We start from the raw sequence: 13,345 nt of genomic DNA, 5'->3' as shown, positions 1-13,345 counted from the left end.
TCAATTAGATTTTTATTTGTGTAGGTATAGCTAGTAACAACATCATCGCTGTCGCCAACAGCACCTACTACGTTTGTAACTTTTCTTCTGTTACCAGTAAGCGGGTCAATTTCGTAAAGAGTTTGGCGGCCCAATTCATCAGTTTCGCTGGTTACTTGATTGAAAACTGGGTCGTAAGTATAACTCCGCTTGCCAGTACCACCTCCCTCACCAGCTTGCACAGTATTGTTTAAACGAACATTAACTCCACTACCAGCGAAGATTAAATCCAAATCGCTATCTTGATCGATATCTGCTAATGCCACAGCCTGATCGGAGGCATAGAAATAATAATTATCATCACTTGGAATTGCCAAAGTACCGTTACCATTGTTTAAAAATACACTTTCTAAACCATAACCCTGACCGGAAATAACTGCATCCAAATCTCCATCTCCATCCACATCCCCTACCGCTACGGACAAAGGATTATGAAAATCTCCCGTTATTGACTCAATTGAGTAATTAGTTGCCACACCAAAACTACCATCGCCATTGCTCAATAATACAGATACGTCATTGTTTAAAGATGCAGAAACGTTCGAGTCACGTTTGTTTGCAGTAATGATGTCATTATTGCCATCCCCATTCAAATCTCCCACAGCTACAGATACCGCCCCAACATTCACGGAGTAATTACTTTGGGCGGCAAAAGTACCGCTGCCATTTCCCAACAATACTGACACCCTACCGCTAGCAGGATTAGTGTCGCTAGAAGGGCTGGCGGCAATGATATCTAAATTTCCATCTTTATTTAGATCGTTCAAAGTTACAAATTCTGGCGACGAATTCAGTGCGATATTCGTGCTGGTGGCCAAAGTACCATTGCCATTCCCCAACAGCACGGACAAGCTATTGGTGCTAGAATTATTAGCAGTAACGACATCATTTTCACCATCTTTATTTACGTCTCCCACAGCTACGGATAAAGCACCAGAAGCTACGGGATAATTATTAGCTTGAGGGGTAAAATTGCCCGAACCATCGCCCAACAATACTGACACCCGGCCTGCATTAGGAGTAGTACCACCAAAAGAACTGACAGTAATGATATCTAAATTGAGATCGCCATTCAAATCCCCTAAAGCTATGGAGTTTGGGCTGTCGCTTACAGTGTAATCTCTGACGCCAAAAGTGCCATCGCCGTTACCCAACAACACTGATACACTGTTGCCATAACCAGCAGTAACAATATCAACAGTGCTGTTATCGTTGACATCTCCTACTGCAATAACCCTAGCATTCGCGTTTATATAATTTCTCGGCCCAAACAACTGACCGTCGTTGTTATTTGGGGGTGTTTGAGGCGTACCGGAAAGGGAATCCGAAATGCTTTTCACATTTCCTTTAGCATCGTACTCGTAAGAGGTAGTATTGCCCCGCGCGTCAGTCTTTTTCGTCACTAAGAAATTCTGATTTCGCTCAAAGGTAGGTTTATTTCCCCCTCCATCTTTTGCCGAAACAACTTGACCTGTTTGGTCGAGAATCTGAGTAACTACCCCACCGCTACCATCAGCATAACTTGCCTCTATTACTGTACTTAAAGGTTGAGCTACAGGCGCATTCAAAGGATTAGTTGTATCCTCCTTCCGATAAAGTCCTTGTACCTGTACTGGTGCCACCTGCAACTGCGAACCGTCTTTACGAATTCCTCCCGTTGCTCTACCTGCAAAGTCGTATAATGTTTGTTCGGAAAATCCTCGTTTGTCTACTTCTTTTGTGATGTGACGTTCGCTGTCGTAGCTAAACGTCCGCGCTTTGGTATCGGGGTCAACAATCTTTTGCAAGTTGCCGGCACCGTCGTATTCTAACTTCGTCAACCGTCCAGCCGGGTCTTCTATTTGACTTACTTTACCGTTTGCATAGGTCAACTTGGTAATCAACCCAGCTACGTCGATGATTTGGGACAACTCACCGGATGAATTGTAAGTATATTTGGTTTCGTCGCCGTTGGCTTCTTTAACCGAAACCAGACGCTTGGCGGTATTGAAACTGTAAACAGTTTTGTCAGTTAAGGTGCGGGTAAACGTGCCGTCTGCCAGTTTCTCTAATTTAGAGAAATCCCCTGGAGGAGATACGTAGCCTCCGCCTGCTGCTGTGGATTTGTCAAATACCAATTCGCTGCCGTCACCGTCAATTAACAATAATGAAGAGTCGGAATTTTCTACTAATTCCTGCCATCCAGCTATTCCCCAACCGCTGCCGAAAGGACTGTTAATTGTGTTGACTGAAACTAACTTATCCTTCGTGTCGGTTGAAGAACCCGCAAAAATAGTACCCGTAAATCGGCGGATGCCGCTGTTAATAGTATAGTCGTACTGACCCGAAGGCAAGGCACTCATATCGACTTGCAACGCTGCGTCGATGGGACCTCCATTAGAGGGCATTGACCAGAAGTGTTCGCCTCCGGTTAAACTGTATTGGTTGCCGGAATATCCGGGTATTTGATATTTGAATTTGCCTGCATCTACGGTTAATTTAGCAACTAATTTTTGCGCGGCATCGGCGGGGGCGTTATTGTAGCCGAAGTGGACGATCTGTCTGGGGTCTGCTCTGAGAGAATCGTAGGTTAGAGTTAAGCTGCGGGTTTCTCCCATTGACTGGTAAGGTACGAGGTCGTGGGTTTCGATGACTGCCCCGGAGTGCATTTCTACGGAAGAGGTTAAGCCGCCTTTTGCTTTGCATTCGTTGCACTTGTCTTTGGGATTGCGGGGGTCTTGACCCGGATTTCTGGGCGAAGGTGCTGGGGGGGCGAAGAAGTGCCAACTGCTGTTGCGGATGCCGCCTGAAACAGTTTCTATTGCACTCCCGTCAGCAGTGACTTTACCGGTGCCTACATTGTCGAAGAAGCCTGTGGTGGGGTTAATCGACCACAAGTCCATTGTCGTACCCGCGGAGTATCCGGCGCGGTTGGGCAAAGAGAGGGGGGCTGGAGTGGTAAACACCATATCCCCCGGCTGAATGGTGACTACCAAGTCGGTATGCAGGTTGGGCGGCAGGGCGGCGGGGGTTAATTCTGTGGGAACTTCGGTGATGCTGAGGTTTTCGGTGTAGGGGTTGCCTTCAGCATCTTGGAGGGAACCGGCTTTGACAAATACGGATGCTTTGGGAATCGCTGCGGTGGTGACAGTGGTGTCGGCGGCTGGGTTGATGTTTTTGCCGTTGGCGGTGTCGATCGGCGGCAGGTAAATCGGACGAGAGATGACGTTGTTGACGTTGGAGTAAACTTCGTGTTCCAATAACAACGGCAGTTTTTCGGCAATGTAGGGGTAGTTGTCTTCGCCTGTAATGCCGTCGCCGTAAATTAGCAGGGTGTCTGGCGGCACTAATTCGGGAAGTCCGAGCTCCGCCAAATTGGGAAATTCCAGCCGCAGAATTTCAAAGGAACCGTCGGCTGCTGTTATTGCCCGCAAGGCGCCGAGTCCCACCAACACACCTTCTAAGGGTTGCTGGTTGGTGTTTTGAATTACTCCTGAAATGCGAGTGAGGCCGGCAGTCGAAGGGGTAACGTTAACTGTAACAGGTCGAGAAGTTTCTAAAACTCCGTCGCTAGCGACTACCGTAAAGTTGTAGGTTCCGATTTCTTCGGGAGTGGGAGAAATTTCTAGGGTGCCGTTGCCGGTGATTTTCCCCGTGGGTAGAGGAGTGGACGATTTGATGGCAAAGCTAATGGGGTCGCCGTCGGAGTCGGTTGCGGTGAGGGGCAGCTTGAAAGTTTCTCCGATTTTAACGTCGATGGACTCGATTGCAGCCAAGTTTGGCGCTTGATTGGCGGCACCGGCAATGGCGGTAGCCGTGAGGGAAAATTTCTGAAAGTTGGGATTGCTGATGACTAATTCTACAGCATCTGAAATAGCCCCAGTATCCAATCCCCCAGCAGGAATAGCACCGCGCAAATTGATGTAGGGTTTGCCGCTGCTGTCGGTACCGTCGGGATTTTGCAGGGTTACTCCGGCTGGCAAATCGGGGAAAACTACTGCTACGCTGCGGCTGACGGGGCTGCCTGTATTTTGTACCTGTACTGATGCTTTGTAGTTGCCGGTGGCGGGGTCAAACTGTACCTGACTGAAATTTACTTTTAAATCAGGGGCCGCTGTCAGGTTGTCGGTATCGAGGCTGCCACCGCTGGCGGTTTTGTTCTGCGCTGGCAGAAAGACTGGGCTGGCGGTACCTTCTTCATCGACGGTGTTGGTGAGGTTCTTGACTTCTACGGTACTGCCGGTATCGGTGTCGCTGTCGGTTAGTCTGAACAGCAGATTACCGCTGCTGCTGTTGTTCAAACTGCTCAAATCGATTTCTACGGTGTCACCGCTGTACCGCACTCGTCCGGGTACGAATTCGGCTTTGCTGCCGGCTAGGGAAAATAGCGGGGTTCCGAGTGTACCTCCGTCTAGTAGGGTTTGGTTGGGGTCGTTTGGGGAAACGAGGTAAATTTGGAACAAGTCTTCAATTGCTGAAACTGTATCTGTTTTGTCGAAGTCGGCTGCCAGTTGGAACCGCAGGGTGCGGCTGCCTGTGGTTTGCCCTAATTGCACGGGTACTACGGCTTGGACGAGTTTGCTGTTGCGTTCGGCCAGGAGTACAGTGTCTGTTGATGCTGCTGCCCAACCTGTTGTTTGTGGGGGGGCGACGGTAAAGCTGTTAGTGACTTGGAAGTTGATGTTTTGAGATGTTTTGTTGCCGCTGGTGTCTGTTGCTTCTAGAACCGCAGTGTGGCTGCCGGTAGCTAGGGGCGAGTTCGGAGGCGAGTCGTCGAACTTACCGCTGGTGTCTGGGTTCAGGGTATTAAGGCTGCCGCCATCGACGGAGTATTGCAGGTTGGACAGATTTGTCCCGGTGTCGGTTGCCGTACCGATGAGTCGGGCTGTACTGCTGTGGTTGCCTCCGGAAATTGGCGTCAGCAGGGTGGTTTGGGGTGCGGCGGTGTCGAGGGTGAAGTTGAGGCCCAAAGTGTTTGATGTGTTGCCACGGGAGTCGGTGGCTATGAGGCGGAGGGTGTGGATGCCATCTCTGAGGGGGTTGCGGCGGATGGTTTCGAGTTGGGTGCGGCCCAGAGTGAAGCTGCCGCTGCTGTTGAGGAGGGGGGTGATGTCGGCGAATTCGGCAATGGGAGTGTCGTCGAAACCGGCACGGAAGCTGGCTATGCTGCTGCTGTCGGTGACCGTACCGCCGATGGTGGGATTGGAGGTAATGCGATCGCTATTTGATGTTCCAGTGTCGTTGGTTAAGGTGGCGGAAATTGCGGGCGCTGCTGTATCGTTGGGAACTAAGCTGTTAGCGTAGCTGATAATTTGCTGTCCCAGAGGGGTGGTGCGCCATTCTCTGGCTGGGTTGATGGCGGTATCGAGTGGGGTGGCGCTGCCGGTGGCGCCGATAAAGCTGAAGATGATGTCGTTGTAGTCGCCGTCTGCTTGGGCCACGGGCACGTCTTCAATGGCAAAGGTATTGCCCGTACCTGTAACGTCGCTGAGTGCTAGCTGGTAGCTGCTGAAGCTGGGATTAGTTGAGGGGACGGAGAATAAAGGACGGTGTTCGGGGAAGAGTTCCCACAGCCATTGATTGGCATAAGATATTTGTATTGTGCCGTTGGGAATCACCATAACCGCGAAGGTGTCCCCCGGTGTCATGGTGAAGGTTTTGAGGCCGGTGTAGGGCCCGGAACCCCAATTATAGTCTCCTGGCATTGAGCCGCTGAATTTTGCGCCTTCGGTAGAGTCGCGGATGACAACGTGACCTAGGGTGGAATTGGTAAGAGCTCTGCGGGATGCCTCTAGCAGGAAGGCTTCCGAACCGGGAATTAAGTTTTCCATTCCCGTGAGGCTGAAAATGGCCAGCTCCCCTTGGTAGTATCCTCCATCGAACAGGTAGTCTGCACTGACTTGTCCGCTAGCACCGACTTGGAAAACTCCGGCTGGCAAGGTGCTATTTTTTGCCTGCCGTTCGGGGGTGGATGCGCCGTGGAGTTGGCTCCAAACGGTGCGGCTAGCTTGTGTTTCTACTTTTTCGCCGGTTAAGATGTCGCTGCTTGCGGAGGCTGAGGACGAGGCATTTGGGGCTGCCCCCAAGAGTTGCGGTTGTGTTAAAAATTGTTCAAAACTATTGCCATCTTCAACTTTTGGTGATGTTAAAAAATTGATAGTGGATGATTGTGAAACTGGGACGGCAATGCTGTTGGAAGTGTCGGCAATATTGCTTGAATTTAGTAACTTTCCTGACGTGAATAAACTGGTTTCCGTTAATTATGAATTAATTTCAAATGGCTTTTGCAGAGGCAACAAAACGTCTTGAAAATTATTCATATCTCCTCACAACCTTTTAGCAGTTAACCAAAATCGCCATCGAAAATTTAACTGAAAAGTAAAAAAATACCGCATACAGGCGCAGATAAATGCAGATCCGTTTGGATAAAAACTGACGCTACAAATCAATGCGCGAAATTCTGTAAATCTACTCTTTTTGTCTTTCTATGTAGCAAAGCATACACGGCTGGGAGTTTTATTTGTTCAAAAATTTTTTTAAATTTTATAAACATAAATTGCGAAATGTAATATTATTGCTTTGATAGTTAAAACAAGTTCGATCGCACTCCCAGGCCCGCCGACTCAACTGCTGCTATCTGCTGCCACAACCTTCAAGAACTTCTAAAATAGTTCAAGAAGGTATTAAAAGACAAAGTAAGGTTTTTCATGGCCGATCAATTAATTCGCGCTACAGCCGCAGAGGGCGGAATTCGCGCTGTAGCCGTCATTTCCACCCGCCTCACCGAAGAAGCAAGACAGCGGCATAAGCTCTCCTACGTGGCTACAGCCGCCCTCGGCCGCACGATGTCGGCGGGACTGTTACTCGCCTCCAGCATGAAGCGGCCCGAATCGAGAGTCAACATTCGCATCAAAGGAGATGGGCCGCTGGGCGGGCTTCTGATTGATGCGGGACTGGATGGAACGGTTCGAGGTTATGTGGACAATCCCGAAGTGGAATTGCCACCCAATGCTAAAGGCAAACTCGATGTCGGCGGGGCAATAGGTGACGGTTATTTGTACGTGGTGCGGGACGTTGGATACGGCTTCCCTTATTCCAGTACGGTAGAATTGGTTTCCGGCGAAATTGGCGACGATCTGACTCACTATTTGGCAACCTCGGAGCAAACGCCTTCGGCTCTGGTTTTGGGGGTGTTTGTGGGGGCGGGCGGGGTAGAAGCGTCTGGGGGTGTGCTGTTGCAGGTTCTGCCGAAGGCTGCAACGGACGAAAAATTGGTGCAAACTTTAGAATCTAGAGTTGCTCAATTGTCGGGCTTTACGCCACTGCTGCGATCGGGCAAAACGCTGCACCAGATTCTCGAAGAGTTACTGGGAGATATGGGGCTGGAAATTTTCCCGGAAACTCAGATGGTGCGCTTTGACTGTGGCTGTTCGTTCGATCGAGTTTTGGGAGCTCTGAAAATGTTGGGCGAAGCGGAACTCCAAGACATGATTGAAAAAGATGGGGGGGCTGAGGCTACGTGCCATTTCTGCAACGAGGTTTACAAAGCTAATAGCGACCAACTTGCGGAACTCATCGGCGATTTGCGATCAAACTCCGGTTCTTGAGAGGATAATGTGTAATTGGCTCTATTGAGTGCGAGTTAGGGATGACGGCCTTGACCAATTGCCAATTACGCATTATCAATTACCTAATCACAAAATTTTGATTTTTGCGGTTTGGCGATCGGCTCTTTTAGTCTTTCGCCTGCACGAGTATTTAAAAGTGGTCAGTAACGAGCGGGCTAAAGCTACTGAGCTTGTAAGAGAAATCGAGCAAGCTATGCTGACCAGACCCCTCGCAAGAGGAGACGTTATTTAGGTCACGACACCGGCGAATGATCCGCCAGTTTTGGGCTCTGTCACCTGCGATTAAACAGTTTTAAAGTCACTGAAACAGTGTCGCAGGTCTAACAAGCCTTTATAACCAGGTCGAGGCGAACATTACCCCGCAAGGGAGACTGAGGCAACCATACCTCATCGGAGGGGCAACCATACCCCTCCAACCCGAAAGGGGAAAGACTCAAGGCGATTGAAATCGCCGAGTCGTTTTCCTCTCAGGACTGAAGTCGCGCTCGTTTCCCACTTACCGAGTTTTTTTATGAATACATTCTATAGAGCAGTCAATAGCAGCGATCGCTGTTTTGAAATAATTAAGACAGGCTGGTTGTTGTTTGTGGTGAGGATATGAGTCAAGATCGCAAAACATCAGGCCGTTGGTCTGCATCAGAATCCTTGGAGTCAACAAAGGATACTTCGTCGCTGGTGCGCTTACCAGCAAGGAAAAACCGGGCCCAACGACTTAAAGAGCTCCGAGAGTTGGTTACTTCGGGAAAACTGCCGGGAGGGCATCTGGAACTACCGCCGAATTTGTCTGGGGAAAACTCGCAGCCGCCGGGGGAACACAATCCGTTGTGGCGGAACTGGTCGAATAAGTGGCAGTTTTGGCTGGCGCTGAGTTTGATGCTATCGGTGGGTATGGGGTTTGTGGCAATTGCCTCTTTGCTCAACCTGACCTCGCAGTCCAATTGCTCAAAGATTTTTTGGCCGACGGCTTCTGCTAACGATCGCTTTTTTTGCGCTCAAGAAGCAGCAAGCAAGCGGACGGCGGATGATTTGCTCAGGGCGATCGAATTAGTGAATGCTTTGCCACAAGACCATCCGCTGCGGCCGAGAATTAACACTCAAATCGATCGGTGGTCGGAGGATATTCTCAGGCTGGGAAATGCTAGTTTCCAAGAAGGAAAGCTGGAGGAGGCGATTGCGCTCGCTCGTAAGGTTCCTCAAAACGTTCCCGCTTACCCGAAGGTGGAAAAGCAGATTGAAAAGTGGCAGTCGATATGGAGCGATGCAGAGAAAATTTACCGCACGGCTGAAGACCACTTGCGTCAGGAAGAGTGGCCGCTGGCTTTCCGCCAAGCTACTCTGCTTTTGGATTTGGGAAATACTTTCTGGGAATCGGCTAAGTACGAGGAATTGACTAAGCTAATTCAGACGACTCGGGCTGAGGGCAATAAGTTGGTAAAAGCCCGGAATAAAGCCTCCGAGGGAGGTCTCGACAATCTGGTGACGGGGATTAAGCTGGCTGAGGGAATTGATCAAAACAGTTATTTGTATCAAGCTGCCAATAAGGCGATCGCGGAATTTAGCAAGAAAATTATGGAGATCGCGCAAAAACGCTTGCAGGCAGGGGATTGGCAGGAGGCGATCGCGATCGCAAACAAGATTCCTGAGTCGGCAAATTTAAGGGAACAAGTACAAGATTTTAATGAGTTGGCGAATGCTACTTCTCAGGCTTTGACTGGCTCTGTTGAGGGTTTCTCCAAGGCGATCGAGATTGCTCAAAAGTTGAAGTCCGGCCGCCCTTTATACAAGCAAGCTCAAGATTTAGTCGGCCGCTGGCAACAAGAAATGGCTGATGTGAAAGTTTTGGATATGGCAAGCAGGCTGGCGGCGCCGGGTGGGGTCAATGATTTGAGGGCTGCAATCGCGCAATTGCAAACAGTCCCGGAATCAAATCCCCGCGCTTCGGAAGCTCGCCGTCAAATTACCACTTTGAGCCGTCAAATCGAGCTGCTGGAAGACAGTCCGTATTTGCAAAGAGCGAACGATTTGGCGAGTACGGGCGATCCGAATGCTCTGGAAGCGGCCGTTGCTCAAGCTTCTCGGATCGCTAGAGGTAGGGCGCTTTACGTGGAAGCTCAAACCAAAATTCAAGCTTGGATCGAGAGGAGACAGCGGCTTGTTGACCAGCCGTTTTTGGATAGAGCTCAGCAGCTAGCGGCGGGCGGCAATTTGGCGGGGGCAATTGAGATGGCCCGCCGGATTCGATCGGGACGGGTGCTTTATGAGGAAGCTCGATCGAACATTCGGACTTGGGAGGCTCAATTTCAGGGCGAGCAAGGTTTGCAGAGCGCCCGTCAGACGGCCAGATCCGGGACTGCTGACGCTTTGCAAACGGCAATTGCGCTGGCAAGTCAGGTGCCGGAGTCGAGTTCGCTCCGGTGGCAGGCGAGTGAGGCGATTGATGAGTGGAGTCAGCGGATTTTGGCGCTGGGTGTGGAAGAGTCGTCGTCGGATCTGGCTGGGGCGATCGCGACTTTGAAGAAAATTCCTTCGGGTACTCGGGCTTTTGAGCAAGCTCGATCGCAAATCAAAGTTTGGGAGGAGTCGCTGAACCCTCCTGAGTCTGAATCTCCCCCTCCTGAACCGCCGGAAACTGAGCCTCCTACCAGCTCTGGCAATCGCTAGGTTAACTGGTTTGCCCGACATTGGGCGGGGGTTTAAACCCCCGTCTCACAGCTTGCATTCGGTTAAAACTCACATCTTGCACCATTGTCAATAAGCCTTTTATGAACAGGCAAGATGCCTGTTCCACAAAGAGTGAATTTTCTTGTGGAACAGGCATCTTGCCTGTTCTTGAGAATGCTGCAAGATGTGAGTTAAAACAAACTAAGAATTCATCAATTGCCAGCGGATTTGACAAGAGATCCTTAATCGTTAATCGCCAACATTTAAAAATTGGTAAATAAATTCTTTGTATTCCTCTTTCATGGGCAAATCTTCATCAACTTTGAGTCGCCGCCGCACTGCCACAACTTCTTTGTTTTCGATCGGGTTATAACCTGGTTTATCGTATTTTTCCCAATACACTCCCGTTCCCCGGCGCTGCCAAGCCGGCAGTTCGTTAAAGTTAATTCCGTTTTGAAACAGCAATTCGTTTTTGAAAGCCACCGATTGTTTCTCTAATATAACTGCTGCATTTTCACCCGTTTCGCCATTTTTTCGCAGCATCCAATAACTCCAGCCATTCAAAGCGCAGCGCGCTGCATCTGCTTGGCGCCATAGAAAATAATCTACTACTTGCGATTTGTTGGCTGCAGAACAAATGCGGCTGTCAAAACTGACTGCTGTTTGGGCGGCGCGAGTGAAAGTTGCACTGGCAATACTGGCAGAAATAGAGACAATTTTTTCTAAGCTGCGGTCAAATAAATCCCAATCTGGAGGAAACAAAACTGAGATTTCGTCACTTTCGGTATAAGCGTAAATGCCGTCTAGTTCTGACAGGAGCGCTTTGGCAGTTTCCACCATTAATTCGTGGAATTTTAAGTCGAAAGGCTTATCAAAACTGGAGGAAGTAAATTTTGAAAAACTGCGACCGTCGGCGCGAATTACTGTGTGAGTTCCCGGCAATAAACGCAGGCTGTGAAAATATTCAAGCTCGCGCATTTTTTTTTCAAATGTCTGATTGTCCATGAATAACTTCCTCTGCAGGCCAGGTTTTTACTTCAAAGGTTAAGTTTTCTGCTATGCGGGTCCAAAACAGCCGTTCAAACCCTTCGCCGTAACTGGGCAATACCATTTTTTTTATAGTAGCATAAATTGCTATGTCTGGAACTTGAGATTTGCCCGATCGCTTTTGATTTCGAGCTAAACAGTCGCTGACTATTGATTCAAAGTAGTAACCGATGATTTTGGCATTATAAGTGCGACCCATATCAATCAGCGGCTTGCGATCGAGAACTTCGGGATTGGTATTATCAACAGCGACTGAATGACCTGCTTGCAGTGCATCTTCAATTAATTGAATTTGTCGGCGTGATTTATTTTTATTGTTTGGCATTAAATCTTTGCTGACCAAAACGTGCGTGGCCGCTAAATAGTCGCGAAAAAATGTGCTTTTTCCCGATGCTTGCAATCCCATTAAAATGACTAATTCCATGAGAGGCTAAACATCCGCCGGATTGAGGTGCATCATTACCCAAGTGGTGTAAGTGCCGATCGGACTCCAAAGTATGTAAGGTAGTAATAACAGGGCGGCTGGCTCGGAAACTGGCAACACAGTTAAAGCTAGGATTACGCTTAAAATAGCGCCCGTTCCGCCGATTATTGTGCCGACTTTTAGGCTCCTAACTTTGCACATAACCGACGTGTAAGACATAGTTACTATTTCTAAAAGCAGGTACAAACCCATTCTCAGCCAAGTCTCCTGAGTTCCTGGTTGTTTTTCCCAGACAATCACTGCTGACCAAGCTGCACAAATAAAAATTACTGTCCAAATTAGGGGAATTGCTCTTTCAAATACTAGCCATCTCGGACGCTGCAAGCGGTTGAACCATTGGATGTCCCTGGGCGGGATTAAGCTAGCAGCTAAAGCTACTACAAAGGCGACGCCTCCAATTACCATCCAGGATTTAATCATTTTTTTACCTTGGGCGAGGTTGACAGGTTCAATTCTGCAGATATTATCTCTAATTTGGGCGACCGCGCCATCTGTCCCCAGTTATATTAGGTTTGGCTGATTCGCAAAACCCAACATCAGTTTAAAAGTTATTTAGATTTCTGGGAAACGTTAATTTATTCTCTTCAGTTCCCCTTCATAATATAAAAAATGTGACCGAAAGCATCCAGGATACCCGCCACGTGATTCATTCCTTCGCAGACTCAGAACCCAGAAATAAAAAACCTGTATCCGATGAAACTTGCCCCCCCAATTTATCTGTGGGGTCAATGCTTCAATGCTTCAATTCTAAAATCTAAAATCTAAAATCTAAAATCGACTGACTCTTGCTCCCTCCCCTTGAAAAGGGGAGGGTTCGGGTGTGCTTTTCAGTAAATTTGAGCAGTAAATTTTACAAAAAGTCTCTTAGTCTTTCACAAAAATCGGCTGCTAGCCGAGCCGATGATGCTGTTCTAATTCTAAACTAGAGTCATCCTCTTTTTTGGGAACCAGAAGCGTATTTTCGCTGCTCGGTTGCAACACGGCTTTAATTACTTGGAGAAAACGGTTAGGCTTTTTAGCTTGACCGTTGAGAGTGCGGCGGTCTTTCACTTTTTGAGAAAGGTGTCGCATCACAGATAAATCGAGTTCATCTATGAAATGGTCTGCTATACGTTCTCCCATTAAATCTATAGCTTCAGCATACTGATCTGTCAGCGTTTCTATGGCATCGTATGCTTCGTCAGCAACTTGACTTGCTACTGTTTTATTTTGGTCGCCCGGTGTCTGGGAATGGGTGCGGCGCCGGTCTAAAAGGCTTTGGTAATCGGCAATGCTCATTCCCAAATTGTAAAGATGGTGGTGAGCGTGATCCATCAAATCTACTTCACTGGGATAGAAGAAACCGCGAGTGCTGTTAATGCCGTGCAGTTTTGCCCAACGCCGCAGGTTTGTCTCATCTTGCAGTTGGTATCGCTCTAACATTTGAGCTGTGTTCAGCTCTACTTCTGGGGTAACTTTGAAATCGCTCATCGGTAAATCCTCGCTGGTGAGTAAATAAATAAAATTG

Annotated in this window: 8 protein-coding genes; 2 read left to right on the top strand and 6 right to left on the bottom strand. The window is 48.6% G+C overall.

The genetic code is table 11. From position 1 onward, the window contains the following. Window positions 1-6,104: FG-GAP-like repeat-containing protein (locus tag QT990_RS09485; RefSeq protein WP_333465171.1), on the bottom strand; the 6,104-nt coding region annotated here is incomplete at its 3' end. A 621-nt stretch (window positions 6,105-6,725) separates the two neighbouring features. Between QT990_RS09485 and hslO the strand changes: the two genes are divergently transcribed. Continuing rightward, window positions 6,726-7,625 (top strand): Hsp33 family molecular chaperone HslO, encoded by a 900-nt coding sequence (gene hslO, locus QT990_RS09480; RefSeq protein WP_333139895.1) that lies wholly within the window; start codon window positions 6,726-6,728, stop codon window positions 7,623-7,625. Between the two features lie 618 nt (window positions 7,626-8,243). Continuing rightward, window positions 8,244-10,307, top strand: a complete 2,064-nt coding sequence (locus tag QT990_RS09475) for a hypothetical protein (RefSeq protein ID WP_333139897.1) — start codon at window positions 8,244-8,246, stop codon at window positions 10,305-10,307. A 1-nt stretch (window position 10,308) separates the two neighbouring features. On the opposite strand, the gene QT990_RS09470 is transcribed toward QT990_RS09475, so the two are convergent. The 5 genes from QT990_RS09470 to QT990_RS09450 all read right to left on the bottom strand — a co-directional run bounded on the left by QT990_RS09470 (window position 10,309) and on the right by QT990_RS09450 (window position 13,308). After that, window positions 10,309-10,464 carry a hypothetical protein gene (locus QT990_RS09470; RefSeq protein WP_333103280.1) on the bottom strand — a complete coding sequence of 52 codons (156 nt, stop codon included), beginning with the start codon at window positions 10,462-10,464 and terminating at the stop codon, window positions 10,309-10,311. Window positions 10,465-10,556: 92 nt separating this feature from the next. After that, the gene (locus QT990_RS09465; protein WP_333139899.1) at window positions 10,557-11,312 is read right to left on the bottom strand and encodes a tRNA(His) guanylyltransferase Thg1 family protein; all 756 of its coding nucleotides are present in this window, start codon (window positions 11,310-11,312) and stop codon (window positions 10,557-10,559) included. Continuing rightward, window positions 11,293-11,778: an AAA family ATPase gene (locus QT990_RS09460; RefSeq protein ID WP_333139901.1), complete on the bottom strand. Its 486-nt coding sequence runs from the start codon at window positions 11,776-11,778 to the stop codon at window positions 11,293-11,295. The genes QT990_RS09465 and QT990_RS09460 overlap by 20 nt, the downstream gene beginning before the upstream one ends. A gap of 6 nt (window positions 11,779-11,784) precedes the next feature. Beyond that, window positions 11,785-12,258 carry a TspO/MBR family protein gene (locus QT990_RS09455; protein ID WP_333103284.1) on the bottom strand — a complete coding sequence of 158 codons (474 nt, stop codon included), beginning with the start codon at window positions 12,256-12,258 and terminating at the stop codon, window positions 11,785-11,787. A 468-nt stretch (window positions 12,259-12,726) separates the two neighbouring features. After that, on the bottom strand, window positions 12,727-13,308 hold the full coding sequence (locus tag QT990_RS09450; RefSeq protein WP_333139903.1) for a hypothetical protein: 582 nt from the start codon (window positions 13,306-13,308) through the stop codon (window positions 12,727-12,729). Between the last annotated feature and the right edge of the window lie 37 nt (window positions 13,309-13,345).

This window comes from Microcoleus sp. T3_B1 (assembly GCF_036700445.1).
In the GTDB taxonomy this organism is placed as follows: domain Bacteria; phylum Cyanobacteriota; class Cyanobacteriia; order Cyanobacteriales; family Microcoleaceae; genus Microcoleus.
Note: the sequence above shows the minus strand (reverse complement) of the source record. Positions and strands in the feature narration are given on the sequence as shown.